The sequence below is a fragment of the Micrococcus sp. IITD107 genome, from assembly GCF_041927415.1.
Taxonomy (GTDB): Bacteria; Actinomycetota; Actinomycetes; order Actinomycetales; family Micrococcaceae; genus Citricoccus; species Citricoccus terreus.
The window spans coordinates 896,815-921,441 of the sequence record NZ_JBHFFN010000001.1; the positions used below are offsets into that span (position 1 = coordinate 896,815).

24 protein-coding genes and 2 pseudogenes are annotated in these 24,627 nt (G+C 66.7%); 17 read left to right on the forward strand and 9 right to left on the reverse strand.

The window, feature by feature from the left end; translation table 11 throughout:
• Positions 1-149: 149 nt before the first annotated feature.
• The 4 genes from ACEXHE_RS04165 to ACEXHE_RS04180 all read left to right on the forward strand — a co-directional run bounded on the left by ACEXHE_RS04165 (position 150) and on the right by ACEXHE_RS04180 (position 3,632).
• On the forward strand, positions 150-2,009 hold the full coding sequence (locus ACEXHE_RS04165; protein ID WP_374784797.1) for a glycerophosphodiester phosphodiesterase: 1,860 nt from the start codon (positions 150-152) through the stop codon (positions 2,007-2,009).
• Between the two features lie 92 nt (positions 2,010-2,101).
• Positions 2,102-2,317 (forward strand): DUF2945 domain-containing protein, encoded by a 216-nt coding sequence (locus tag ACEXHE_RS04170; protein ID WP_374784798.1) that lies wholly within the window; start codon positions 2,102-2,104, stop codon positions 2,315-2,317.
• A complete protein-coding gene (locus ACEXHE_RS04175; protein WP_374784799.1) occupies positions 2,310-2,858 on the forward strand; it encodes a DUF488 family protein in 549 nt (182 codons plus the stop codon). The genes ACEXHE_RS04170 and ACEXHE_RS04175 overlap by 8 nt, the downstream gene beginning before the upstream one ends.
• A 36-nt stretch (positions 2,859-2,894) precedes the next feature.
• Positions 2,895-3,632, forward strand: coding sequence for an ArsR family transcriptional regulator (locus ACEXHE_RS04180; protein ID WP_285179662.1), 738 nt, complete (start codon positions 2,895-2,897; stop codon positions 3,630-3,632).
• 9 nt (positions 3,633-3,641) lie between these two features.
• Here the strand turns inward: ACEXHE_RS04180 and ACEXHE_RS04185 are convergent, their stop codons facing one another.
• A complete protein-coding gene (locus ACEXHE_RS04185) occupies positions 3,642-4,856 on the reverse strand; it encodes a globin domain-containing protein (RefSeq protein ID WP_374784800.1) in 1,215 nt (404 codons plus the stop codon).
• A 177-nt stretch (positions 4,857-5,033) separates the two neighbouring features.
• Positions 5,034-5,735: a DUF4190 domain-containing protein gene (locus ACEXHE_RS04190; protein WP_374784801.1), complete on the reverse strand. Its 702-nt coding sequence runs from the start codon at positions 5,733-5,735 to the stop codon at positions 5,034-5,036.
• Positions 5,736-5,941: 206 nt separating this feature from the next.
• Between ACEXHE_RS04190 and ACEXHE_RS04195 the strand changes: the two genes are divergently transcribed.
• The gene (locus tag ACEXHE_RS04195) at positions 5,942-7,006 is read left to right on the forward strand and encodes an SH3 domain-containing protein (protein ID WP_374784802.1); all 1,065 of its coding nucleotides are present in this window, start codon (positions 5,942-5,944) and stop codon (positions 7,004-7,006) included.
• 21 nt (positions 7,007-7,027) lie between these two features.
• On the opposite strand, the gene ACEXHE_RS04200 is transcribed toward ACEXHE_RS04195, so the two are convergent.
• Positions 7,028-8,680, reverse strand: coding sequence for an AbgT family transporter (locus ACEXHE_RS04200; protein WP_374784803.1), 1,653 nt, complete (start codon positions 8,678-8,680; stop codon positions 7,028-7,030).
• A 364-nt stretch (positions 8,681-9,044) separates the two neighbouring features.
• Between ACEXHE_RS04200 and ACEXHE_RS04205 the strand changes: the two genes are divergently transcribed.
• On the forward strand, positions 9,045-9,407 hold the full coding sequence (locus ACEXHE_RS04205) for a hypothetical protein (protein WP_374784804.1): 363 nt from the start codon (positions 9,045-9,047) through the stop codon (positions 9,405-9,407).
• Complete coding sequence (locus ACEXHE_RS04210) at positions 9,386-9,595, forward strand: hypothetical protein (RefSeq protein WP_374784805.1); 210 nt, start codon at positions 9,386-9,388, stop codon at positions 9,593-9,595. Before ACEXHE_RS04205 ends, ACEXHE_RS04210 begins: the two co-directional genes overlap by 22 nt.
• A 388-nt stretch (positions 9,596-9,983) precedes the next feature.
• Here the strand turns inward: ACEXHE_RS04210 and ACEXHE_RS04215 are convergent, their stop codons facing one another.
• Positions 9,984-10,601, reverse strand: coding sequence for a CueP family metal-binding protein (locus tag ACEXHE_RS04215; protein WP_374784806.1), 618 nt, complete (start codon positions 10,599-10,601; stop codon positions 9,984-9,986).
• Between the two features lie 161 nt (positions 10,602-10,762).
• Between ACEXHE_RS04215 and ACEXHE_RS04220 the strand changes: the two genes are divergently transcribed.
• From ACEXHE_RS04220 to ACEXHE_RS04240, 5 genes and pseudogenes are all read left to right on the forward strand, one after another.
• The gene (locus ACEXHE_RS04220) at positions 10,763-11,470 is read left to right on the forward strand and encodes a response regulator (protein ID WP_374784807.1); all 708 of its coding nucleotides are present in this window, start codon (positions 10,763-10,765) and stop codon (positions 11,468-11,470) included.
• Complete coding sequence (locus ACEXHE_RS04225) at positions 11,467-12,594, forward strand: ATP-binding protein (RefSeq protein ID WP_374784808.1); 1,128 nt, start codon at positions 11,467-11,469, stop codon at positions 12,592-12,594. Before ACEXHE_RS04220 ends, ACEXHE_RS04225 begins: the two co-directional genes overlap by 4 nt.
• A gap of 98 nt (positions 12,595-12,692) precedes the next feature.
• The gene (locus ACEXHE_RS04230) at positions 12,693-13,016 is read left to right on the forward strand and encodes a heavy-metal-associated domain-containing protein (RefSeq protein WP_374784809.1); all 324 of its coding nucleotides are present in this window, start codon (positions 12,693-12,695) and stop codon (positions 13,014-13,016) included.
• A 53-nt stretch (positions 13,017-13,069) separates the two neighbouring features.
• Positions 13,070-15,278, forward strand: a pseudogene (locus tag ACEXHE_RS04235) (copper-translocating P-type ATPase).
• 46 nt (positions 15,279-15,324) lie between these two features.
• Positions 15,325-15,987: pseudogene (locus ACEXHE_RS04240) on the forward strand (DUF305 domain-containing protein); the annotation flags it as partial.
• A 175-nt stretch (positions 15,988-16,162) separates the two neighbouring features.
• Here the strand turns inward: ACEXHE_RS04240 and ACEXHE_RS04245 are convergent.
• The 3 genes from ACEXHE_RS04245 to ACEXHE_RS04255 all read right to left on the reverse strand — a co-directional run bounded on the left by ACEXHE_RS04245 (position 16,163) and on the right by ACEXHE_RS04255 (position 18,494).
• Complete coding sequence (locus ACEXHE_RS04245; RefSeq protein ID WP_374784810.1) at positions 16,163-16,768, reverse strand: DUF305 domain-containing protein; 606 nt, start codon at positions 16,766-16,768, stop codon at positions 16,163-16,165.
• Positions 16,769-16,883: 115 nt separating this feature from the next.
• Entirely contained in the window at positions 16,884-17,294 is a 411-nt protein-coding gene (locus tag ACEXHE_RS04250; RefSeq protein WP_374784811.1) for a four-helix bundle copper-binding protein, read from the reverse strand.
• 402 nt (positions 17,295-17,696) lie between these two features.
• On the reverse strand, positions 17,697-18,494 hold the full coding sequence (locus ACEXHE_RS04255; protein ID WP_374784812.1) for a MerR family transcriptional regulator: 798 nt from the start codon (positions 18,492-18,494) through the stop codon (positions 17,697-17,699).
• Positions 18,495-18,960: 466 nt separating this feature from the next.
• Between ACEXHE_RS04255 and ACEXHE_RS04260 the strand changes: the two genes are divergently transcribed.
• The 5 genes from ACEXHE_RS04260 to ACEXHE_RS04280 all read left to right on the forward strand — a co-directional run bounded on the left by ACEXHE_RS04260 (position 18,961) and on the right by ACEXHE_RS04280 (position 22,467).
• Positions 18,961-20,127 carry a glutathione-independent formaldehyde dehydrogenase gene (locus ACEXHE_RS04260; protein WP_374784813.1) on the forward strand — a complete coding sequence of 389 codons (1,167 nt, stop codon included), beginning with the start codon at positions 18,961-18,963 and terminating at the stop codon, positions 20,125-20,127.
• 1 nt (position 20,128) lies between these two features.
• Complete coding sequence (locus ACEXHE_RS04265; RefSeq protein WP_374784814.1) at positions 20,129-20,698, forward strand: type 1 glutamine amidotransferase domain-containing protein; 570 nt, start codon at positions 20,129-20,131, stop codon at positions 20,696-20,698.
• On the forward strand, positions 20,695-20,997 hold the full coding sequence (locus tag ACEXHE_RS04270) for a putative quinol monooxygenase (RefSeq protein ID WP_374784815.1): 303 nt from the start codon (positions 20,695-20,697) through the stop codon (positions 20,995-20,997). Before ACEXHE_RS04265 ends, ACEXHE_RS04270 begins: the two co-directional genes overlap by 4 nt.
• A gap of 141 nt (positions 20,998-21,138) precedes the next feature.
• Entirely contained in the window at positions 21,139-22,269 is a 1,131-nt protein-coding gene (locus tag ACEXHE_RS04275) for an NAD(P)/FAD-dependent oxidoreductase (RefSeq protein ID WP_374784816.1), read from the forward strand.
• 57 nt (positions 22,270-22,326) lie between these two features.
• Entirely contained in the window at positions 22,327-22,467 is a 141-nt protein-coding gene (locus ACEXHE_RS04280; protein WP_374784817.1) for a transposase, read from the forward strand.
• A gap of 299 nt (positions 22,468-22,766) precedes the next feature.
• Here the strand turns inward: ACEXHE_RS04280 and ACEXHE_RS04285 are convergent, their stop codons facing one another.
• Entirely contained in the window at positions 22,767-23,054 is a 288-nt protein-coding gene (locus ACEXHE_RS04285; protein WP_374784818.1) for a hypothetical protein, read from the reverse strand.
• 567 nt (positions 23,055-23,621) lie between these two features.
• Positions 23,622-24,620, reverse strand: a complete 999-nt coding sequence (locus ACEXHE_RS04290; RefSeq protein WP_374784819.1) for an HNH endonuclease — start codon at positions 24,618-24,620, stop codon at positions 23,622-23,624.
• Positions 24,621-24,627 lie beyond the last annotated feature (7 nt).

The window sequence follows — 24,627 nt, forward strand, 5'->3', positions numbered from 1 at the left end:
GTTCTGTGAAAATCAACACAGATTCCTGGCGTACAGCTGCTCTCCATCGGTGGTTCACCGGTTCTCGTCTCGGATGTCACGGAGCCAGGAGAACCTCTCCAAGTAGAGGGCGCGGCACGGGCCTCGCCCCGTTCAGTAGAGGAACCCTCATGACCCCTTCCAGCTTTCGAACCCTTGCCGCTGCGAGCGCCGGAGCGCTGGCCCTGTTCGCATCGACCGTCATCGTCCCGCTGAGTGACGCTCCGTCTGCAACCGCCGCGCCCGGTGACGTGGTGCTGTCCGAGGACTTCAACGACGGTCAGATCCCCGCAGGATGGACCCCCATCGACGGTCAGTGGCGCGTGGAGAATGGGCGGTTGGTCGTGACCGCCGGCTCCATCGATCGCCTGACTTTCGGCCCCCACCTGGAGAACTACCGACTGGAGGCCACAGTTCGATTCGAGGCCGTGGCCAATCCAGGGCGTTGGACCGCCCTGGCCTTGGACATCGGGGCCGACGGTTCCTCGCCCTGGTGGCAGGCGGCCATGCGCAGCGGCACGACGGCAGCCAACGGGATTGAGTTGGCTCACCGGACTGCTGCCGATGCCTGGAACGTCCCCTACACCGCTCCCGCGCCGCACGATGCCTCCGTGGGTCGCGATGTCCGCGTCGCCGTGGAGGTGCAGGGCACCAAGGCGACCTGGTACTTCGACGGTCACCGTGTGCTCTCTGGACAGATCCGGCGCTCGGCTGACGGCGTGTTGGGCCTGACTGCAGACAACGCCACGGTCAGCTTCGATGAGATCACCGTCACTGAGCTCGAACCGGCCGACTACATCCTGGATCCCGACGAGCTTCCGGTGACTGTCGCGCACCGCGGCTACTCCGAGATTCTCCCAGAGAACACCCTGCTCTCCGAAGTCGCCGCCATGAAGACCGGGGCCGAGTACTTCGAAGTGGACGTCCACGCCACAGCTGACGGAGTCCCCGTCCTGATGCACGACCAGACGGTGGATCGCACCACTGATGGATCCGGCGATGTCGCCAGGCTGTTCCACAGCGTGCTGATGGGCCTGGACGCCGGTTCGTGGAAGGACCCCGTCTTCGCGGACGAACCGGTGCCCACCTTTGAGCAGATGCTGGAGGCGATGAAGGGCAATTCCGGCACCATGATGCTGGAGATCAAGGGACCGGAGACCCGAGAGGAAGTCGAGCGCATGATCGACCTGATCCGTGAGGCCGGTATGGAGCGGCGCGTGGTCATCGAATCCTTCAGCCTGGACGCCGTCCGATATGCCCAGGAGTACGCACCGGAGATCCCCCGTGGCGTCCTGCGAGGTGCTGTGGATGCCGACCCGGTGGCAGTGGCACAGTCGGTGGGCGCCACCATGTACAACCCCTCGACCAACGGTCTCACAGCCGCGGTGGTCGACCGTCTGCACGAGGCAGGCATTGCGGTCCTGCCGTACACCGTCAACAGCCCCGCTCAGTGGGCTGCCCTGACTGAGATGGGCGTCGATGGCATCGTGACCGACCGCGCCGGTGCATTCATTGGATGGAAGGAAGCTCAATCGTCTCTGGTCGGCCCCGAACCCGCACCGGAGCCCACGGTCGACCTGGCCGGCGTCGAGAACGGATCAGAGATCGATCGAGCTGGTCACATTGTGATCGCTGCTTCCCGGACGGATGCACAGTCCGTCTCCTTCACTCTCGATAGCCGACCAGTGGACGAGGGGGCTGCCCTGCAGGCTGCTGATCTCTCGTGGGGCGAGCATGTCCTCCAGGTCACGGTCACTGGTCCGGGCGGCACGGCTTCGGATGATGCACGTTTCTCGGTGGTCACCAGCGTGGAGGCGCTCAGTGATCGAATCGTCGCCGTCGATCTTCCCGCCGGCCAGCAGCGTCAAATCCTGAATGCCTTGGACGAGGGCGACTACACCCGGGCGAAGGCCGGGGTGGAGCGCTTCGTCTCGGACGCAGGCACGCGTGATGATCTCATCGAGGAGATTGACTTCCTGGCCGGGCAGTGAGCCAATGAAGGTGCCGTGGTCGGTCCATGGAACGGGCCCGACCACGGCACCGGACGCTGAACGCGTCGGGCCTTCTCCCTCAGGAGCACACCATGGCCGAGCACTTCGACGTCGGAGACCACGTCTGCTGGAACTCGGAGGCGGGCCGGGTCTCGGGGCGTGTCACCGTGGTCCATACCGCCGACTTCAACTACAAAGGCCACACCCACCGCGCCTCTCCCACGGATCCTCAGTACGAGATCGCCAGCGACCGGACCGACCACATCGCCGCGCACAAGGGCTCCACGCTGACTCGAATCCATGACTGAGCCGGCCCCGCCCCAGTTCCTGACGGTCGGGCACACCACACATCCCCTGGAGGAGTTCATCCAGATGCTCCACTCAGTGCAGGTGGAGCTGGTGGTGGATGTGCGCCGACTGCCCGGTTCGAACCGTTATCCCCAGTTCAACCAGGACGCCCTGGCGGTCTCCCTTCCCGAACAGTCCATCGCCTACCGTCGTGCCGAGGCACTGGGTGGGCGGCGAGGCCGCGACCCGGATGTGCCACCCGAGGTCAATGGGTTCTGGCACAACCGCAGCTTCCACCACTACGCCGACTACACCCTCTCTCAGCCGTTCCGCACGGGTCTGGATGAGCTGATCGAATGGGGCACCCGGCAACGGGCAGTGGTCATGTGTTCGGAAGCGGTGTGGTGGCGGTGCCACCGCCGGATCATCGCCGATCACCTCCTGGCCCGTGGACATCCGGTCCTGCACCTGATGGGCGTGGACAGGGCGATGCCTGCTGAGCTGACACCAGGCGCGGTGGTGGACCCCGACGACGGCCAGGTCACCTATCCGGCCCAGTGAGGCTGACGCTCAGTGCGCCCTTCTACAATGGTCGCCGTGCCACGCCGTGTCGATGACTACCGAGGATTGACCCAGCGCAGCCGCGTGCTGCTGCTGCACGCTGTCCAGCGCGCCCCGGGGCGACTGATCCACGACCTGGCCGAGGAGACCGGATTGCCGGTGAACACCGCCCGCGACCACCTCAGGATCTTGGAGCAGGAGGGTTTGGTGGCCAGTGCGCCCGTGGAGACCGGCCGCCGGGGCCGCCCGCCCATGGGCTGGTCCCCCGTCCGTCAGAGCGAGCACAGTCCGGTTGCTGAGCGCCGGCTGAGGGACGCCCGGGCACGGGGTGAGATCCTGCGCGGACTGGAGCCGGACCTGGACCACAGCCACACGCTGGGGGTGGAGGCCGTCCACCAGCTGGACGCCCTCTACGACCATCTCGAGGATGCCGGCATGGAGCCGCACGTCGACGAACAGGACTTGACCGTCGGGCTGCGCCCCTGCATCTATGAGGCGCTGATGGACTCAGACGAACCCGAGGTCTGCTCGGTCCACGCCCGCCTGGTGCAGGCACAGCTGGATCAGGCCGGCGGGCCCCTGGAGCTGCGTCGGCTCCACCCCTTCGTCGGGCGCGAGCGTTGCCTGCTGGTGCTGGGGCGCAGAGGCGAGGCTGCCCGCGTGACCCGGCCGGCCGGCGTCGACCCTTCAGCACAGGACAGCGAACTGGGAGCGGAGGCGGTGCAGGCCTACCGCGCCCAGCTCGCAAGAACCGGAGAGGACGGGGTCAGCTGACCCCACCGATCACACCGGCTGCTGGGCCCACAGGTCCGGACCGAACACCTCGTAGTGGATGTTCTCGCTGGGCACGCCCTGCCTGATCAGGGACGTGCGGGCGGCCTGCATGAACGGCAGGGAGCCGCACATGAACACCTGGGCCTCCTGTGGCAGCTCCACATCCCCCAGGTCCATGAAACCGGACCTGGCCGGGTGCAGGGTCGGTGCGGTCTCGGCGTCCTTCTCATACCAGTTCTGGGCCTTGGCGTCGGACATGGACAGGACCTGGCGGCGCAGGCTCTGGTACAGGGCGTGGTCCGCGTGGGACTTGTCCGCGTGGAACAGGCGCACGGTGCGGTCCGGCTGGCGCCGGGAGACATCCTCCACGATGGCCGCCACCGGAGTGATGCCGATCCCGGCCGAGACCAGCACCAGCGGGGTGTCGCCGTCGTCCAGGACCACATCACCGGCGGGCTGGGAGACATCCAGCACGGTGCCGGGTTGGGCGTTCTCATGCAGCCAACCGGAGACCTGACCGTCCGGATTGCCGTCCACCCCGATGACCTTCTTGATGGTCACGCGCAGCGTGTTCCCGCCCGGGCCGGAGGAGATGGTGTACTGGCGCGGCTGACGGATGCCCTCGGGCAGGTCCACGGCGATGGCCACGTACTGACCGGTGCGGTGCTCGGGGACCTGCCCGGAGACCGGTGCCAGCAGCAGGGAGAAGACGTGGTCGGACTCCTCGAACCGCTCCACCACGCGGTACTGACGCCACGGCTGTTCAGGATCGGTCCCGGCTGCGGCGTAGAGCTTGGCCTCCTCCGCGATCAGTGCGGTGGCGAAGAGCCAGTACACCTCGTCCCAGGCGGCGGCGATCTCCGGGGTGATGGCGTCTCCCAGGACCTTCTTGACGGCGCCCAGCAGGTAGCGGCCCACGATCAGGTACTCGGGTGCCTTGATGCCCAAGGAGACGTGCTTGTGGGCGATGCGCTGCATCACCGGGGTGAAGTCCGGAGCGTCAGGGTCGATCAGGTGCACGGCGAAGGCCACTACGGAGGCGGCCAGGGCCTTGGGCTGCTCGCCGATGGCCTGGTTGGCCCGGTTGAAGACGTTGAGCAGTTCGGGGTGAGCCTCGAACATGTCCGGGTAGAACACCTTGGTGATCTCTTCGGCATGCTCGGCGACCACGCCAGCGGTCTGGGCGACGATCGCCTCATGGTCAGGGGAGAGTTTCAACGACATGGGATGCTCCTGGGTGGGTCGCTCATTGCGGGGACACCCCGATCATGTCCCTGGCCGTCCCGGAGGTACACCCCTGTTCACCGTGTTTATTCGGCGATCTGCATCCGCCCAGATCACACGAGCGTGCCCGCCCCCGGTGGTGGGGACGGGCACGCCTGGCATGGTGGCTCAGCCGGATCAGCGGGTCGGCGCTGAGCAGGCTGCCAGGCTGGTGCCGGTCTCCTCCGCAACGGTCTCTCCGTTGACACGGATCTCGCAGCCCAGCTGCTGTTCCCCGGCCGTGGCATCACCGGTGACGGTGACCGAGAGCAGGTTGAACCCGGTCACCGTGGCCTCCTCGGTCCACTCCCCCGTGATGGACTCCGTGGAGGAGCCGCCAGCGCTTCCGTAGCTCACCTGCGCCTCGCCCTGGTCGACGGTGGCGATGTACTCCACCGAGAACTCCTGACCTTCAGTCCGCTGGATCTCCTCCTCCACCAGCCCCACGAAGGCAGCCGTGGCGATCAGCACGATCACCGATCCGATGATGGCCAGAGCACCCAGGACGATGCCGGCGATCGACATGCCCTTGCCGGCGAACTTCTTGCGCAGCCCCAGGATGCCCAGGATGACGGCGATGACGCCCAGCACGATGGCCCCGATGTTGATGACAGGGATCCAGGCGAGCAGCAGGGCGATGATGCCCACCACCAGTGCTGCCACCCCGAAGCCGTTTCCCGGCCGCTGCGGGGGCTGGCCGTATCCGCCCTGGGGGTAGCCGCCCGGAGCATACCCCTGCTGGGGATACCCCTGCGGGGCCTGTCCTTTGGGGTCCTGTCCGTGCGTCTGTCCGTAGGGATTGTTCGGGGTCTCGTTCGGACCGGGGGCCTGGTGGCTCATCTGGGTTCTCCTCGTCGGTGGTCAGCAGGAGCGAACCGTGAACTCACGCGATTCCAACCCCTTCTGCGCAGAACACTAGGTCATCGAGCCCCTGCTATGGCTCTTCCAGGTCAAGGGGTCTACTGTGACGCACATCATCACTCGGGGATGGGTGGCGATCATCATCAGCGGCAGCTCAGTCGCTCTGAACTGAAACGGGAATTCTCATGACCATTCGATCCACCCTGCGCAGACGCATCGCGGCGGCCTCAGCCACCACGTTGCTCACCATCACCGGGGCCGGCCTGCTCGGCATTCCGGCCGCCCACGCCGCTGCCACCGGCTACACCACGGCATCCGTCACGGTCAGATCCGGGACCAACACCAGCACCACCGCATTGACCACCATTCCGGCAGGTGTGGCCGTCTCGGTGCAGTGTCAGACGGCCGGTCAGACCATCAACGGCACCTATTCGACCCACTATTGGGGCAAGGTCACCTACGGCGGCAAGACCGGTTACGTCTCCCGCGCCTATATCCGGGTACCGGACGCCACCGGACTGGGTGCGTGCAGCACCAGCACTCCCGTCCCGACCACCGGGGTCACCGGATACGCCACCGCGTCACTGACAGTGCGGTCCGGCACCAACACCGGCACCACCGCGCTGGCCACCATTCCCTCCGGCGCCGCGATCACCGTCCAATGCCAGACTCCGGGTCAGACCGTCAACGGCACCTACTCCACCCACTACTGGGGCAAGGTCACGTACGGTGGCAGGACCGGCTACGTCTCCCGCGCCTATGTGCGGATCCCCGACGCCACGGGGCTGAAGGAATGCACCACCAGCGCTCCTGCGCCGGACATCAGCACCGCCCGGCAGCGCGTCCTGGACCGCGGCATGAACTGGGTGAACCGGCGCATCCCCTACTCGATGTACAACTACACCGCCGGACCGGATGCTGATGGCTACCGCTGGCGCACCGACTGCTCCGGCATGATCGCCATGGCCTACAACCTGCGCGATCAGAGCTACTACACCGGGAATCTGACGAGCAAGTTCTACCCGATCGCCAAGAGCAGCCTGCAGCGAGGGGACATCATCGGCAACCTCGGCGATCCGGCCAGCGCCGGTGCCGCCGGCCACGTGGTCATCTTCAACGGCTGGACGGACAGCACCAAGACGCGGTTCCGCACCATCGAGCAGACCGGCGGCATCGGTGCCACTCAGCTCACCCGCACGTGGGGCGACTCGTTCTGGAACAAGCAGGGCTACCGTTTCCGGGGCTGGTGATCCGTGGCGGCATCCACCTGGTCAGTCCAGGTGGATGCCGTTGCCCGGCCCGATCGGCAGGTCGAAGGCGTAGAAGACTCCCAGCGTCACCGTCCAGACGATGAAGAACACGATGGTGAAGGGAAGCAGTCGTGAGATCAGGGTGCCCAGACCCGCCGCCGGCTCGTAGCGACGCACCATGCCCAGCAAGACGATCAGATACGGGTTCAACGGCGTGATGATCTGGGTCGAGGAGTCACCGATCCGGAACGCCGCCTGGACGAAGGCCGGCTCAAAGCCGATCAGAGCGAACATCGGCACGAACACGGCTGCCATCAGTCCCCACATGGAGGTGCCGGACGTGATGATCAGGTTCACGCCCGCGCAGAGCAGGATGAACAGCAGGATCACCACAGGACCGGTCAGCCCGATGCTCTCCAGCCCCTCGGCACCCTTCACCGCTGCCACAGTGCCCAGGTTGGACCAGGTGAACAGCGCCAGGAACTGTGCCAGCACAAAGGCCAGCACCAGGAAGGTGAGCATCGTTTTCAGTCCCTCGCCCATCAGACGTCCGACGTCACCCCCGGACTGGATGGTCCCGGCGACCTTGCCGTAGACGATGCCGGTGAGCAGGAAGAACGCCACGATCAGGAACACGATGGAGCTCATGAAGGGCGAGCGGGGCAGGAACGCCCCCTCCTCGTTCCGCCAGGCCGAGCCAGCAGGCAGCACGGCGACCAGGACCAGAGCCAGGAACACCGCTCCGGCGATCATCGCCCACCGGACCGCACGGCGTTGCTGAGGCGTGACCTCCACATCCACGTCCTGCTGCTCGTCGGTGGTCTTTCCACCCGGCGAGGCACCGCTCGGGGCGGGCTGGTCACCCGAGGTGACGGAGCCGTCGTCGGGAAGGTCTGTGGTGTCCACCCGCGTGCGGGAGACACCCATGCGCTCCAGGCGGGGCTCCAGGACGCGGTCGATCAGCAGGCCGGTGGCCAGGATGATGACCAGCGACGAGGCGATGTTGATCCAGTAGTTGGAGACGATGGTGACCGGGTCGATGGCCAGGTCCGAGGGCAACGCTCCGATGACACTGGTGGTGATGCCGGCGAAGTTGCCGTCGATCGGGGACGGCAGCAGGTTGGTGGAGAAGGCGGCGCCAGCGGCTGCGAATCCACCCAGCAGGCCGGCCATGGGGTGACGTCCCGCAGCGGCGAAGACCAGCGCAGCCAGAGGCGGAATGACGACGAATGCGGTGTCGCTCATCAAGTTGCCCATCACGCCCACGAAGGCCACCGCGTAGGGCAGCAGCCAGCGCGGAGCCGAGCCGAACATCATCCGGATGGAGGTGCCGAGCAGACCGGATCCCTCGGCCACGCCAACCGCCAGGATGATGGGCAACACGTTGACCAGCGGCGGGAAGCCGATGTAGTTCTCCCCCAGCGTGGTGGTGAACCAGGACAGGCCCTCACCACTGAAGAACGGTTTGACCGTGACCGGGCCCTCCTCCGAACCTGGCACGGTGACCGTGGTGCCCAGGGCACCGAGGACGGTGGAGAGCACCGCGACGATCAGGAAGAGTCCGGTAAAGAGGATCAGGGGATCCGGCAGGCGGTTGCCCCACTTCTCGACGCCGCCGAGCAGGCGGTCCCCGAGGGTGCGGGACGTGGGGGTGCCGGTGGGGAGGGAGGACAAGGCAGACCTCTGGTGTCTCTGGGGTGGGGGACGTGGCCAGTTTAGGATCCGGACGAAGCGCCGGACAGCGTTCGGAGACCTGCGGTGTCATGTGCGCGGGTCATCGGGCGCTGACGGCTGAGCGCGGAGTCCTGGCATTGACGGTGTCCGCGCCGAACAGCGGCAGCCCGCCCGGAGCTGACTCGTCCCCACCGGGAACCCGGGACCTCGTGCCGCGCTCCTGCTGGAGTAGCTAGATGACGGCTTGGCTGAGAGGCCTAGAACTGCAGACCATGGCGAATGAACGGCCTTGTGGCGGCTGGTTCTGGCCGAACGCGTGCGCCAATAGGGTGAAGGAACCAGACGGCGAGCAGAGGGGTCCCAAATGACGGTGAAGATGCGGTCGCTTCCGGCTTGTGGCGCGGTGGTGGTGTTGACGGCTGGAATCGTCCTGACGGGCTGTGGCAGCGAAGCCGGACAAGGTGCGGGTGAAACCCCGTCCCCACCCACCACCCCGAGTGAGACGACGTCTACCAACCCCGAGTCGACGCGATCCTCCCCGCTGGCTTCTCCTGTGGGCAGTCTGGATGAGCTGCTCGAGGCCGTCGACGAGCGTTTCGACTGCCCGGATCCCTCAGATGGCTTCTCCGGGGAAGATCACTTTTTCATGATCGATGGCGGTGAACAACTCGTGGGGCGTCAGTGTGGCGAGACCATCGTCATGGCGTGGTCCGAGGACAATCCCTGATCCAGGGCGCCCGCGAGCTGCTAAATTCAGCCGTCGCACCCGTACCCGTGGTGGGCACGGCGCATTGGTTCGTCGCCGACATTACCGAGGCCGGCGAGGGCGGGACAGGTGCCCTGGAGCACCAGGCGGCATCCAAGGACTTGGACAGGCTCGCTGCCGAGCTGGGCGCCGACTTAACCGAAGGCTGATCGGTCCCGACCTCCTGCGGCCAAGCTGCTCATATCCAGCAGCTGTCTGCAGTAAGCGACATCAAGGCTTCGGTGAGCCAATGTCAGATGGGGATCCTCTTACGGCATCGCATCGTTGCCCATATGGCCCTCGGCAGCACCTCCGAACTCCCGCCGTAGGCCGTCCCCTTACGGACAGTCCTAGCGTCCACAAGGTGGCATCTCGTGCTCGCGAATCCTGGCATCCGCGCAGCCGACGTCTGATGCTGCTGATCAGCAGTGAGTGTCAAGGCAGGTTTGTCTCACGGGGCATTGGGAGTCAACAGCGGCCCTCGAATGACTGTGCGCAAGCTGTAGCTTTTCAAGGCCTTTCAGCGGTGGGTGCTGGCTTGCGTGGATGTCCGGTGGTTCAGGCCAGGTGCAGGGTGGTGAGGCAGGTGGGTCCGTCGGGGCCGGAGTCGAAGGGCGTGCTGGCTGTCGTGCCTTCGGCGGTGACGGTGACAGTGCCCGTGTGGTCACGAGGGATCCAGAAGCCGGTGAAGCCGTTGGTAGCGGTGGTGGTGTCCTCGTCGAGGAGGCTCTGGCCTGCATGGGTGGTCACGGTGACGTGGACGGGGGTGTCGACGAGCTCACCCTGGCACCCGCCGAGGTTGTGGTAATAGCACTCGTGTGTCTGGGTGCGGTAGGGCGCCATGGACAGGTAGAACTGCCCGCCAGTGAGGGGGACGGTGACCTGGTCGGAGTCGTCGGCGAAGGCGACCTGGTCGTAGCCGACGGAACCGGTGAGGGCCAGGGGGCGCGGCTTGGATACCCGGTCCAGGGAGGCGACGGCGTCTTCGGCGGTCGCGGCCTCGATGCCGTGGGCGGCGAGCATCTGCCGGACCTTCGGATCGAGGGCGTCTGCGGTACCGCCGGTGGTTGTGCCGACGCTGCCGGTGTCCGGGATCGTGGGTGAGCATGCCACCAGGGCGGTGGAGCCGAGCAGGCCGAGGCCGCCAGCGCTCAGGTGTCTGCGTGTCAGGGTCACGGGTTCCTTTCCGCCTCGCGCCACATCGCAAGGATCGACTCTCCATTCTCCCCCGGAGCGTCAGCGTACCCGGGGCGGGTGGTTTGAAGGTTTGGCGAAGATTCCCCTGGCACGGGCCGGTGTCGGGGTGCCGGTCGGGATGGTGGGGAGACACTGGAGGCATGGATCCTGGCACTGATTCCACCCTCCCGGCCGGTCGGGTGTTGGTCGTGGACGACGAGAAGCCCCTGGCGGCAATGGTGGCAACCTACCTGGCCCGCGCCGGCTACGACACGACGGTCGCCCACACCGGTCCCGACGCCCTGGAAGCTGCCCGCGGCCATGACCCAGACGTGGTGGTCCTGGACTTGGGGCTGCCCGGACTGGACGGGATCGAGGTCTGCCGCCGGCTGCGCTCCTTCTCCCAGTGCTATGTGCTGATGCTCACCGCCCGCGGGGACGAGGAGGACAAACTGGCCGGGCTTGGGGCCGGGGCCGATGACTACATCACCAAGCCCTTCAGCGTGCGCGAGATGGTCGCCCGGGTCGCCGCGGTGTTGCGCCGGCCGCGGACCGGCCTATACCCGGCCGAGCCTGCCCGGGTGTTCGGGGACCTGGTCGTGGACCTGGCCGCGCACGAGGCTCGGGTGGGTGGGTTGCCGGTGGGGCTGACGCGCACCGAGTTCGACCTGCTGGCGGCCCTGTCCGCCCGTCCGCAGCAGGTGATGACCCGCCGCCAGCTCATCGACACCGTGTGGGACCCGGCCTGGGTCGGGGACGAGCGGCTCGTGGACGTACACATCGGGAACCTGCGCCGCAAGCTCAACGAGGACCCGGGACGCCATATCGACACCGTCCGCGGGGTCGGCTACCGGATGGTGGCCCGGTGAGACGGCGGCATGGCCACGGCTTGGCCTCGCGCTTCCTGGCCGCTCAGCTGCTGGTGGTTGCCGTCAGCCTGCTGGCTGCGCTGGCGGTGGCGGTGGTGGCCGGACCGCCGATCTTCCATACCCATCTGCTCATGGCCGGGCGCAGCGAGGGCTCGGCCGCCCTGCTGCACGCAGAGCAGGCCTACCGAGACGCCAACCTCATCGTCCTGGCGGTGGCCTTGGGCACCGCCCTGGCGTGCGCGCTGCTGATCAGCGCCTGGTGCGCCCGGCGCATCCGTCGTCCCCTGGACCAACTGAGCACCGCGGCCCTGGCCATGGCCGGTGGCAGCTACGACACCCGGGTCCCGCCTCTGGAGGCCGGTACCGAGATGGACGCGGTAGCCGGGGCCTTCAACACCATGGCCTCCCGGCTCCAGCGCACCGAGATCACCCGCCGGCGGATGCTCTCGGATTTGGCCCACGAGCTGCGCACCCCCGTCTCGGTGCTCACCGTCTACGTCGACGCCCTCCAGGACGGGGTCACCTCCTGGGACAGGCTCACCGCGGAGCTGATGTCCGGACAGCTACGGCGCCTGGGCCGGCTGGTTGAGGACATCGGCGACGTCTCCCGCGCCCAGGAAGGGCATCTCACCCTGAACCGCATCGAACAGTCCGTGCAGGACCTGCTCGGCGAGGTGGCCGAAGCCCACCGCGGGGCCTTCACCGCCAAGGGAGTTGGCCTGGAGGTGGAAGCCGGGGACGGCGCCGGGTCCGTGGAGGTGGACCGTCAACGCATGGGCCAGGTGCTGGGCAACCTGCTCACCAACGCCCTACGCCACACCCCAACCGGCGGCACCGTCACCCTGCGCGGCACCGCCCACCGCCCCGGGCGACTGGCTCTGATGGTCGCCGACACCGGCGAGGGGATCGGCGCCGAACACCTGCCGCAGATCTTCGAACGCTTCTACCGCGGCGACACCGCCCGGAACCGCGACCACGGTGGCTCCGGCATCGGCCTGGCCATCGCCCGCGCCCTGGTCGAGGCCCACGGCGGAACCCTCAGCGCCGTATCCGCAGGACCGGGCCGAGGCGCGGTCTTCACCGTCGACATCCCCCGCCCACGGACACACACCGCCGGAGGATGACTCATACACTTGGTATATACCCCCCAGGGGTATATACCAAGGAGAGGAAGGGCAGCACCGATTCCTGCCGCACTCACGATCCGCCGAGGAGAACACCCATGGAGAACACGACCCGCACCCCGCTACCAATGGCCACCACCGGATGCGCTTGCTGCGCCCCCGCACCCGACTCCGGCGCCGAGCAAGAGGCCCCGGCCGGGGACCCCCGCCCGGCCGGGGCCTCGGAGTACCGGGTGGAGGGGATGACCTGCGGGCACTGCGTCGCCTCGGTCCTGGAGGAGATCTCCGCACTGGACGGGGTGACCGCGGTGGACGTCGACCTGGTCGCCGGCGAAGTCTCCACCGTCACCGTGACCGGCCCGGTGAGCTCCGATACCGTCCACTCGGCCATCCAAGACGCCGGCTACACACCGAGCATCTGACCACCCACCGGAACACCCGGCCCCGCGTGAGGGGCCCGTGCGGAAGGAACAGCATGAACACCCCCGACCACGACCACCCAGACCGGGATCACGCCGGCCCTGGCCAGCACGCCGATCATGGCCATCACGTGGATGAGGACACGCACGGTCAGGCCATGCCCCACGACCACGCCCACTCAGCGGTGGATGAGGACCACGCGGTCCATGACCACGGGGAGCATGCCGGGCACTCGGTGGCGATGTTCAAGAACCGGTTTTGGCTCTCACTGGCCCTGTCGATCCCGGTGGTGGTCTTCAGCCACATGGTCGCCGATCTGCTCGGCTACCGGGCCCCCGAGTTCCCGGGCTCTGAATGGATCGCCCCGGTGCTAGGCACCGTGATCTACTTCTACGGCGGCATGCCCTTCCTGAAGGGAGGGCTGACCGAGCTGCGCTCCCGGCAGCCCGGGATGATGCTGCTGATAGCCATGGCCATCACGGTGGCCTTCGTGGCCTCGTGGATCACGTCCTTAGGTCTCGGCGGGTTCATGTTGGACTTCTGGTGGGAGCTGGCCCTGCTGGTGGTCATCATGCTGCTGGGCCACTGGATGGAGATGCGTGCCCTCGGCGCTGCCTCCTCCGCCCTGGACGCCCTGGCCGCCCTGCTGCCCGACGAAGCCGAAAAGATCACCGCCGAGGGCACCACCACCACGGTGTCGATCGGCGAGCTGGCGGTCGGGGACACGGTCCTGGTCCGTTCCGGGGCCCGGGTGCCGGCCGACGGGACCCTCACCGAGGGAACGGCCGAGTTCGACGAGTCCATGATCACCGGGGAGTCCCGGGCCGTGGCCCGCACCGTGGGCGAGCTAGTAGTGGCCGGGACCGTGACCACCGACAACACCGTGCGGGTGCGCGTCTCCGCAGTCGGGGCCGACACCGCCCTGGCCGGCATCCAACGGATGGTCGCCGACGCCCAGGAATCCTCCTCCCGCGCCCAGGCCCTGGCCGACCGGGCCGCCGCGCTGCTGTTCTGGTTCGCCCTCGGCGCGGCCATCATCACCGCCATCGTCTGGGTGGCCATCGACCAGCCGGACGACGCCGTCACCCGCACCGTCACCGTGCTGGTCATCGCCTGCCCGCACGCCCTGGGCCTGGCGATCCCGCTGGTCATCGCGATCTCCACCGAACGCGCAGCCAAGGCCGGGGTGCTCATCAAGGACCGGATGGCCCTGGAGCGGATGCGCACCATCGACGTGGTCCTGTTCGACAAGACCGGCACCCTGACCGAGGGCGCACACGTGCTCACCGGCACCGCACCGGCCCCGAGTACCTCCGAGGCGCAGCTTCTGGCCTACGCCGCCGCGGCTGAGGCCGACAGCGAGCACCCCGTGGCCCGATCCATCGTCACCGCCGCCACCGACCACTCCGGCGCCGCCGCACTGGGACTGCGCGGCACCGGGTTCCAGTCCGCCACCGGCCGCGGGGTGAAGGCCACCGTCAACGGATCCGAAGTCCTCGTAGGAGGACCCAACATGCTCCGCGAACTCGCCCTGGACACCCCCGAGGCCCTCGCTGGCCACACCCGGGCCTGGGCCGACCGGGGGGCCGGGGTGCTGCACGTGGTCCGCGACCGCACCGTCATCGGGGCGGTGGCCGTAGAGGACAGGGTCCGTCCCGAGTCCCGGGCCGCCGTGGCCGCCCTGCACGCCCGCCTGTGAAGGTCGCGATGATCACCGGCGACGCCCGCCAGGTCGCCGAGGCCGTCGGCGCGGACCTGGGCATCGACGAGGTCTTTGCCGAGGTCCTGCCGAAGGATAAGGACACCAAGGTCACCGAGCGTAGTTGCGCGGGCTGCGCGTGGCCATGGTCGGTGACGGTGTCAACGATGCCCCCGCCCTGGCCCGCGCCGAGGTCGGCATCGCCATCGGGGCCGGCACTGACGTGGCCATGGAATCGGCCGGCGTCGTCCTGGCCGGCAACGACCCACGCGCTGTGCTGTCCATGATCGAGCTCTCCCGGACCAGTTACACCAAGATGATCCAGAACCTCATCTGGGCCACCGGCTACAACCTGGTCTCCGTACCCCTGGCCGCCGGCGTGCTCGCCCCCATCGGGTTCGTGCTCTCCCCGGCCGTCGGGGCCGTGCTGATGTCCGCCTCCACCATCGTGGTCGCCCTCAACGCCCAACTGCTACGTCGGATCGACCTGGACCCCGCCCGACTGGCCCCGGCCAGCGGCCCGCAACGGCACACCACACCCCAGCCCGCGACCGCCACCAGCTGACCGCGGGCCCGGACCCCTGTCGAAACCCCCACCGGAAGGAACCATGATGAAACGCAACACCACCACCCTGGCCGCCCTGACCCTAGCCTCCGCCCTGACGCTGACTGCGTGCGGCACCGGCTCCGAGGACAACGGCGCCGGCTCTGAGCCCGCCCCGGCCACCAGCTCGGCTGCTGCCACCTCCACGGCCACGGACACCGCGGCCCCGTCCGCCACGGCCACCGGCTCGGCTGAGGAGATCTCGGCTGAGCACAATGACGTGGACGTGATGTTCGCCCAGATGATGCTCCCCCACCACGAGCAGGCCGTGCAGATGAGCGAGATGCTGCTGGCCAAGGACGACATCCCGGCCGACGTCGCGGACTTCGCCCAGCAGGTCATTGATGCCCAGGGTCCGGAGATCGAGCGCATGAACGCCATGCTCACCGCCTGGGACGCGGAACCGATGGGGGAGATGGAGGGCATGGACCACGGCGGGATGTCCGGGATGATGTCCGATCAGGACATGGCCGCCCTCGAACAGGCCCAGGGCACCGAGGCGGCCCGGCTGTACCTGGAGCAGATGACCGCCCACCACGAGGGTGCTATCGATATGGCCCAGGACGAGGTCGACAGCGGCCAGAACCCCCAGGCGGTGGCACTGACAGAACAGGTCATCGACGCCCAGGAAGCCGAAATCGCCGAGATGCATCAAATGCTCGAAAGTCTCAAACGGGAGCCGCCGCCCCGTCTCGCTCGGCTCTGCCCGTGCCGCTGTTGCACTGAAAGGACCCACACGGCTCCATCCACCCTGGCGGAAGGGGCCGTGTGGGTCCTGGCGCATCGGTTGGACGTCCATCCAACTCGGGATCCCGACATTGCTGGGGGTGCGCCCTGGGGATCCGTCAGTCGGTGGGGCACTGGCGTTCGGCCGGCTCCTCGTAGTCAGGCACGGGCCGTGCTTGCGCCTGTTCGGGGGTCGTGGCGATCCCGTTGTCTTGGATGTCCTGGATCAGCCAGTCCATCTCGAAGATTTCCCGCCGCTGGGCTTCGCTGATCTCCACGGCCAGCTCGCACACCCTGACGTCTTCGATACTGGCCCGCTCGGACCTCGTGATGGCCAGTGAGTGGTGCGGGATCATCGCCCGCATGAAGTCGCTGTCGTCCACGGTCGCCTGACTGCGATCCAGGGCGATGCCACCGCCAAGGAGCAATACGCTGACCGCCACCACAGCAATATTGGCCTTCGGGTTCCGGTACATGTTCAGCATCCAGGCCAGCATCACCAGGCCCATGGCCCCGCCCATGGTCAAGGCCATGAACAGCCGGCTCTCACTCCAACGGACATGTCCCCACTCCCAGGAACCGGCGAACATCGTCCAATACATGACCACCATGCCGGTCAGGATCATCGCGGCGAACCGCAAGTACATCTTCAGGGAGCGGTGCGGCGCCTGATGACCACCGCCGCGATCACCACCCTGGTCACTGCCGTGTTCAGTTTTTGACACGTCGGGTTCTCCTTCTGCGGGGATGCTCTTGTACCAGCGCGCCAGTCAGGTCCGGAAGCACGTTATCCACGCCTGCTGGCCCTGACCGGCGTTCCGGCATCGGACGGGGTTGTGCTCAGCCCATGGAGGCGAGCAACTCGGCGCAGGCCTGTTCGCAGCGCCGGCAGGCCTCGGCGCACACCTTGCAGTGCTCGTGCATGTCGGTGTGCTTCTCGCACTCCTCGGCGCACGCCTTGCAGGCGGTGCGGCAGGCCTCGAGCAAGGCCCGGGTGGTCTCGGCGTTATTGCCGGTCTGACGGGACAGCACCCGGCCGGTGGTTTCACAGATGTCGGCGCAATCCAGGTTGAACCGGATGCACTGGCGCAGTTCGGCGACCATGTCCTCGGCCAGACAGGCGTCGGCGCAGGCCGTACAGGTCTGGGCGCACTCGAAACAGGCCTCGATGCACTCGGCCAGCTTCTGCCGATCGATATTTCCCAGGTCCTTCGGGTAGGTCTCTAGCATCGAGCTCACGTGATGGGTCATGGCTTACTCCTTCGTTGGTCCGATCGAGAGAACGAGCCGACTGAAACTGGCCCGCCGTGCTACCTACCGTAGGCTCACCCCCCGGCCCGGATGAAGTGTTGGTGTTTGAAGATTCCATGAAGATCCCGCTTGACGGAGGACGCTGTCGCAAACGCTCGGAGGCGAGAACGGGCCCGAGAATCCGGCTGAATCGCCTGTAAGTGTTGGTGGTGGCTGGCCTGGGGCTGGCTGGCAGGGTTGGCGCTAGTCACTCGGTACGAAAAGCTCGCCCTGGCCTACCGCGGCGGGGCAGTCCTGCGGGCGATCACCCTGTGGCTCAAACGGTTAGGAGACACGCCCTAGCCGGTCCGCACAGCTGAGCACACCCGCGATGCTCAGCTGTGCGGACGCGGCACGGCGGAATCAGCTTCGAGACACCGGCTGCTGCAGCTCAGTCACCCAGTCGGCTTGGTCCTCGGCCTCGGCCCGGACGTACAGCTCTCGGCATGACCCGGCGGGCTCGTACCCGTTGTCCACGATCCAGCGATGCATCTCCTGCCAGCTCTCATGGATGGTCGTCATCGGTCCCAGGTGCACACCGCACACGGCCTGCACTGCTGGCAGGTCGACGAGTTCGGTGCCCTGAGGTGCCTGGCTGAGGCTGGTTGCGTAGCCGACCACGACGTCCATGCCGTCGTCGCTGGGCGCGTAAGTCGCCACGGGCGTCTCCAATGCGCCCGGAGCATGGGCGATCGCATCAGCGACGGCGTCGAATATCGGGCCGATGTCCTCGCCCATCCGGTCTGGGTCGAGCGTCGCAGTCCGGGCGATCAGCCGCAGTGCGGGCTGGGACTTGATGACGTAGTCGGTGGGCATGTGGTTCTCCTTCTCGATCATCCGGAGCCTCGACTCAACCGCCGCCAGCCTGGTCCTGACGGCGCGCTCCTCGGCCTCCAACTCCACCTGTCTGAGGCGAAGCATGCCCCGCAACTCGCGCGGACCCACGTCGTCGACGAGCAGCTCACGCACCTGCTCGAGAGTGAAGCCGAGGTCCTTGAGAGCTACGAGACGGTTGAGGGCGTGGAGCTGCTCGGGATCGTAGGAGCGGTAGCCGGTGCCCACATCCACGTGCGCAGGCCGCAGCAGCCCGATCGCGTCGTAGTGGCGCAGCATCCGAACCGACACCTGACCGAGTCGGGCGAAGTCTCCGATCTTCATCATGCGTCCTTTGTTCCAGCTGCCACAGTGTGAGGGTCAAGTCCTGCGCCGCAGATCTCTCGCAGACGCACCCGACACGCGACTGCCCACTGACCGGGGCGCCCAGATGGAGCCACCATGAAAACAGCTAAACCTACAGGAATGCAGGCCCGACTTTTTCGATGCCACGAGACATCATGCGGTCGGGCTGACAGGTATTGAACCTGCGACCCCTTGACCCTCAGGCGTCCAGACTGCTCCCGCGAGACCGGATTCTGCGTGATTCCGGCCGTCAGTCTGCCCCTATCCCCTGCTTCTTGATCACTTTCGTCGTGCCGTGCTTCTACGCGCCGATCACTCCGCGGCGTCGTGAACGGTCCGGGTTAGCCCCCGGGTTCGGCCTGATTTACCTACGACCCCCTCGTTCGTTGTGGGTGGAGGGTGTACCGTCTCGAAAGTCAGACCATCAACCAACTATTGGAGTTTCACCATGAAGGCTGTGGTCTATCAGGGACCGCACGATGTCGCAGTCACGGATGTTCCGGACGCGAAGATCGAGCGGCCCACCGATGTGCTGGTCAGGGTGACAACGACCAACATCTGCGGCTCGGACCTGCACATGTACGAGGGGCGAACCTCCTTCGAGAAGGGCCGGACGTTCGGTCACGAGAACATGGGAGAGGTGGTGGAGATCGGCAAGGGAGTAGAGAAGGTCAAGGTGGGCGACCGGGTCGTGCTGCCCTTCAACATCTCGTGCGGGTTCTGCAAGAACTGCGAGCGAGGGCTCACGAACTACTGCCTGACGACGCAACCTGACCCGTCGGCCGCCGGTGCGGCCTACGGCTTCGCCGAAATGGGCCCGTACGGCGGCGGGCAGGCAGAACTGCTCCGGGTGCCCTTCGGCGACCACAACGCGCTGCGCCTGGGTGAAGACGCGCAGGACAAGGAGAACGACTACGTCATGCTCTCCGACATCTTCCCCACCGGCTACCACGCCACCGAGATGGCCGGCGTGATCCCGGGCGACAGCGTCGTGATCGCCGGGGCCGGCCCCGTGGGACTGATGGCCGCCCTGTCTGCGACGATCAAGGGCGCCGCAAAGGTGATGGTGGTAGATCGCCACCCCGACCGGCTCGCGCTGGCTGAGCAGATCGGAGCGATCGCCATCGACGACTCCAAGGTCGACCCCGTGCAGGCTGTGCTGGACGAGACCATGGGGCTCGGAGCCGACCGCGGCTGCGAGTGCGTCGGATACCAGGCCCACGATCCTGAGGGCAACGAAGATCCGGCTGCCACCTTGAACATGCTCATCAACTCGGTCCGGTTCACCGGCGGGATCGGCACCGTCGGCGTGTTCGTGCCCCAGGACCCGGGGGCCAAGGGCGAATTGGCCAAGCAGGGCAAGGTGGCCATCGACTTCGGCACCCACTGGTTCAAGGGACAGACCATGGGCAACGGTCAGGCCCCGGTCAAGAGGTACAACCGCCGGCTGCGAGACCTCATCGCGGCTGACAAGGCGAAGCCGTCCTGGATCGTCTCCCACGAGATCTCCCTGGATCAGGCTGCCGACGCCTACAGGAACTTCGACGCCAGGTCCGAGGGTTGGACCGAGGTCGTCATCAAGCCCGGCATGTCAAACGGAAAGGGGGCGAACTGACATGGCAGCAGATCTTCAGGGCAAGAGGGTCGCGATCCTCGCCGCCGACGGAGTCGAACGCGTTGAACTCGAGCAACCCCGCGAAGCACTGGACCGCGCGGGCGCTCAGACCGAGGTCCTCTCGATCCACGACGGCGAGATCAAGGCCCGTAAGAACGACCTGGATGAAGCGGGCACGTTCATCGTCGACGGGCTGGTCGCCGACGCCTCGGTGGGCGACTACGACGCACTGCTGCTTCCCGGCGGCACGGTGAACCCCGACCAGCTCCGGGTCGACAAGGACGCCGTTTCCTTCGTCCGCGACTTCGTCGAGAGCGGCAAGCCAGTGGCGGCGATCTGTCACGGGCCGTGGACGTTGATCGAGGCTGGCGTGGCCGCCGGTCGCACCCTGACGTCGTTTCCGAGCATTCGCACCGACCTGCGCAACGCCGGCGCCGACGTCGTCGACCAGGACGTGGTGGTCGACAAGAATCTCATCACCAGCCGCTCGCCGGAGGACCTACCGGCGTTCTCCGAGGCGATCGTGTCCCAACTCGCGGGCACCCCGACAAAGGAAGAGGAGAAGTCATGAGTGTGACCAAGGGATTGCTGGTCAGGTTTGAGGCGTTGCCCGGGAAGGAGGACGACGTGAAGGAGTTCCTTGACAGCGGCCGTGCGCTTGTTGCGGACGAGCAGGCGACCACCGCGTGGTTCGCGTTCCGCCTCGGGCCGACCTCGTTCGGGATCTTCGACGTGTTCCCCGATGACGCCGGACGCGACGCCCACCTGTCCGGCCCTGTAGCGGTAGCTCTCGGCGAGCAGACCGGCACGTTGTTCTCCGAACCGACGATCGAGAAGCTCGACGTACTGGGCTCCAAACTCCCCGCCTGACACCACAGAACGGGAGCACTGGCCCAGACAGGAGGGGTCGCTGCGCGCGGGGACTTCGGGCTTACACAGCCCGCTGACGTCGTGGCAGCAACCCTTTCTCTTGCGGCCTATCGCTCATCACCAACAGATCGAGGAACCGCTATGACAGGAACTGACGACGGCGTTGCCACGACGCGTTCACCCGAGGTAGCAGTGATCGGGGGCGGGATCGTCGGTCTGTCGACGGCGTACGCTCTTCGGGAGCAGGGCGTGCCGGTGCGTTTGTACGAGGCTGGTCTGCCTGGGACGGGTCAGTCCGCAGGCGAGTCGCGGATCTTCCGACATGCCCACGACGACCCGCGACTCGTTGCTTTCGCGCGCGAAAGCCGCGGCGTATGGGATGAGTGGGCCGAACACTTCGACGTCGAGCTGGTCTCATCAGACGGTGTCCTGGCGATCGGAGACAGCGCCCTGGAGCGGCTGCGGGTGCTCGACCAGGTCGGCGGCGTGGAAGCGCACGAGATCGACGCGGCCGAGGTCGCCCAGAGGATGCCGCTGCTCGCTGGCTACTCGGGGCCGGCGGTGCTCGACGAGTCGGGCGGCGCGATCCGCACCCGCGCCGCGATCACGGCACTCACGGGTGCCCTGGCAGGTGCGGTCACCACCGGTGAGGTCATCTCCATCGATCCCCGCGCCGACGGGACGGTCGAGGTCCGCAGCGTCACCGACCGGGCTGTCTACTCCAAGGTGGTCGTGTGCGCCGGCCGGGAAACCGCCCGCCTGGCACGCAGCGTCGGCCTGTCGCTGCCGGTTCGCCTTGCCGCACACGTCCGGCTGACCTTCGACGTGAAAGCCGCCGCCCCGGCACGAGTCGCTTGCCTGCAGGACAGCAGCGGCGTCTATGGCGAAGTCGGCGTCTACGCGACGCCGCTACCGGGCAACAGCAGCTATTCGGTCGGACTCAGCGACACCGTCGGCGTCCGCGATGACGGAACTTTCATTGACCCGGCGGCGATTCGATCGTTGGACGAACGCGCACGCGAATACGTGACACGGGCGCTGCCCGGTCTCCACCCAGAGCCGCGGGACTTCCTTCATTGCTGGGTGACCGACCTCCCGTGGAGTGAGGACGGCGTGGCCGTGTGGGAGGCAGGCTCTGTCTTTTTTGTGGCCGGTCACAATCTGTTCAAGCAGGCACCTGCGCTAGGTCGCGCTCTTGCCCAGGCTGCGACCGGCGGCGGTCTCCGCGCCGAGCTCACGCCCGAAGCGCGCCTCGGAGAGGCTCAGGGCTAGGGCGTGTCTCCCCATCGCGTGGGGGGGTGACCCGCGATTTTAGCCAGCATGTCGCGGATGAGGGCGCTTTCGGATGCCGACTGGAAACTGGTCGAGCCGTTCATGCCGACCTCGGATGGTAAGCGAGGTAGACGTTTTCGTGATCACCGCACGGTGGTGGAGGGGATCATCTACCGGCACCGGTCCGGGATCGCGTAGCGGGACCTGCCACGTGAGTTCGGTCCCTGGCAGACGGTATGGACACGCCACCGCCGCTTCGCCGGGGACGGCACCTGTGACCGTGTCCTGAGCGCGCTGCTGACTCGAGCAGACGCGGCCCAGCAAGCCAACCGCAAACGCCGCGGGGCCCAGGGAGGACGCGCACCCAAGACCGACCCCACCGCGTACGCCAAACGCCACGTCGTCGAAAACGGCTTCGAACGAGTCAAGCAATAGCGCGCCCTGGCCACCAGATACGACAAGCTCGCCCTGACCTATCGGGCCAGCGCCCCCCGGCACTAACGATCAGTTGTCACCTGTTCGTTCCTCACGCCCGCTCGATCCCGCTGCCACTCTTCCCAGGTCTCATCTGAAACCGAACGCATGCGCTCCTCATACGTGTCGCCGAGAAAGACCAACCAGTCGAAGGCTGCGTGTTCAAGACCGCTTCGGGGGATGGTGAACGCCGGACCGTAGAGATTCCTATCCGACAGCTGGACTGCGGAATCGAGGTACCAGCTTAGGCTCGCTGCTCGATTGTCCTTCTCTCCGAACTCGACGTGGAAGGTCTCGTGCCCGAAGTCCATGTTGGCGTTTGTCGCGACGACCTCTCAGTCGACGCTCCAACCGGCCCCACACGGCTCGGAGTTCGGCACGCTTGACATCAGTGGTCGCAGTTCCACTCTGCCGTAGTTGCTCTGGTTCGTCCTGGCTTCTTCCGGGACGGCTCCTTCAACGACCGGGCCGGGGACCGCGCACCATGACACGAGAGGTCGATCGTGTGCTCTCGGTCCCGGAACTCTCCTGGTCCCCTTTTCCACAGAGAGGCCGGACGAGGCGGTCCGGCTAACCGCAGGCGGCCGTCCGACACCGCCCCAGGGGACCAGAGGGGGACCACAAGATACGACCGCCGGACGTGATGAAGCCCAGGCGAGAAACCTACTCTCACCTGGGCCTTTACGTCGGGCTGACAGGATTTGAACCTGCGACCCCCTGACCCCCAGGTGCCAGGAGCGGGGCTCCCGGGCCACCTGACCTGGGGTTTCACCTTCCACGGCATGCTCTGCGCGTCATATTTTGCACAGTTTGCAGACTGTTGGTCACCTGATTGGTCCACTTCACTTCCGGGCCGCGGGACTGCCACGTTCGTCATCTCAACTAGCCGACTTGCGGATGTTGCAGATCAGGTGAGCGAGCACTGAATTGTCTCGGGTGTGGTCTCCGCCTCTCGACAGCGGCACGACGTGGTCCAAGCTCGCGCTCATGGCGTCGGGATGGAGCACTTCGGGGTCGACCTCCTGTCCGCAGATACCGCAAAGCCAATGGTCTCGTTCGTACACCTCCCACGGGTCGAATCGCTCGATGGCCGCTTCCTCCCGCGCCCTCCGCTCATGCTTGGCCGCGTTGCTGCTGACTCGGCGCCGACGATCCATTTCCGCTCGGTAGCGAGCCGAATGCATCGGCGCAGGATAGTGCGGCGAATCGACGGGGGCGGCGGCGTAGCACTCCCAGAAGAAGTAGTCCACGCCGTCGGGCTGTAGGTCCGTAATGCGCTCGCGACGCCATTCACACAGCACGCCGTTGACTCGGAAAGTGTGGCTGAACAACTGCCCTTCGGGCCGCTCGCCTCCTGGGGCGTGCGGCCCGATCACCAAGGATGAGTAGTAGCCGTCGCTGGTGGCGCCGGCAACAAACATGTCGCCGCTTTCGGCAACGGCTATCACGACCCGCGAGGTGAAGTAGCTGTCGGGCATGTCCTGGACGAGGTATTGGGTCAGGATGCCGTAACGCTCGACCATGTCACCGGGGCGCGGGCCGTATCCCTCCCATTCGATAGGTAGTTCAGGCAAGACGGCGTCCGGCCGGGTTTGAAACACGCGAGGGCCGCTGGTGCGCGGATTCGGTCGGGGCCCGAAGGCTTCGACCGCCGCTGCCACCCCCTCGGCGTCGATGCTCGCGCTGCCCCGTCCGTACCTGCGGCGCAGCCGGCTGTTGCACCGTCCCGAGCACACGTGTCTGTCACGTTGAACCCAGTGGGCGCTTGCTGGTATCGGTACACCGCAGATGACGCAGGGTTCGCCACCCTTGGCGCGACCTTCGGAATGTTTCAGCGCCTCATCCATGACGCGGAAGTGAGCGTCTTGATCTGCCATGACGATC

Excerpts from the sequence above, each read along its gene's own strand:
- ACEXHE_RS04165 (WP_374784797.1), top strand. The coding sequence starts at position 150 with ATGACCCCTTCCAGCTTTCGAACCCTTGCCGCTGCGAGCGCCGGAGCG.
- ACEXHE_RS04170 (WP_374784798.1), top strand. The coding sequence starts at position 2,102 with ATGGCCGAGCACTTCGACGTCGGAGACCACGTCTGCTGGAACTCGGAG.
- ACEXHE_RS04175 (WP_374784799.1), top strand. The coding sequence starts at position 2,310 with ATGACTGAGCCGGCCCCGCCCCAGTTCCTGACGGTCGGGCACACCACA.
- ACEXHE_RS04185 (WP_374784800.1), bottom strand. The coding sequence starts at position 4,856 with ATGTCGTTGAAACTCTCCCCTGACCATGAGGCGATCGTCGCCCAGACC.
- ACEXHE_RS04190 (WP_374784801.1), bottom strand. The coding sequence starts at position 5,735 with ATGAGCCACCAGGCCCCCGGTCCGAACGAGACCCCGAACAATCCCTAC.
- ACEXHE_RS04195 (WP_374784802.1), top strand. The coding sequence starts at position 5,942 with ATGACCATTCGATCCACCCTGCGCAGACGCATCGCGGCGGCCTCAGCC.
- ACEXHE_RS04205 (WP_374784804.1), top strand. The coding sequence starts at position 9,045 with ATGACGGTGAAGATGCGGTCGCTTCCGGCTTGTGGCGCGGTGGTGGTG.
- ACEXHE_RS04220 (WP_374784807.1), top strand. The coding sequence starts at position 10,763 with ATGGATCCTGGCACTGATTCCACCCTCCCGGCCGGTCGGGTGTTGGTC.
- ACEXHE_RS04230 (WP_374784809.1), top strand. The coding sequence starts at position 12,693 with ATGGAGAACACGACCCGCACCCCGCTACCAATGGCCACCACCGGATGC.
- ACEXHE_RS04250 (WP_374784811.1), bottom strand. The coding sequence starts at position 17,294 with ATGACCCATCACGTGAGCTCGATGCTAGAGACCTACCCGAAGGACCTG.
- ACEXHE_RS04255 (WP_374784812.1), bottom strand. The coding sequence starts at position 18,494 with ATGATGAAGATCGGAGACTTCGCCCGACTCGGTCAGGTGTCGGTTCGG.
- ACEXHE_RS04260 (WP_374784813.1), top strand. The coding sequence starts at position 18,961 with ATGAAGGCTGTGGTCTATCAGGGACCGCACGATGTCGCAGTCACGGAT.
- ACEXHE_RS04265 (WP_374784814.1), top strand. The coding sequence starts at position 20,129 with ATGGCAGCAGATCTTCAGGGCAAGAGGGTCGCGATCCTCGCCGCCGAC.
- ACEXHE_RS04270 (WP_374784815.1), top strand. The coding sequence starts at position 20,695 with ATGAGTGTGACCAAGGGATTGCTGGTCAGGTTTGAGGCGTTGCCCGGG.
- ACEXHE_RS04275 (WP_374784816.1), top strand. The coding sequence starts at position 21,139 with ATGACAGGAACTGACGACGGCGTTGCCACGACGCGTTCACCCGAGGTA.
- ACEXHE_RS04280 (WP_374784817.1), top strand. The coding sequence starts at position 22,327 with ATGAGGGCGCTTTCGGATGCCGACTGGAAACTGGTCGAGCCGTTCATG.
- ACEXHE_RS04285 (WP_374784818.1), bottom strand. The coding sequence starts at position 23,054 with ATGGACTTCGGGCACGAGACCTTCCACGTCGAGTTCGGAGAGAAGGAC.
- ACEXHE_RS04290 (WP_374784819.1), bottom strand. The coding sequence starts at position 24,620 with ATGGCAGATCAAGACGCTCACTTCCGCGTCATGGATGAGGCGCTGAAA.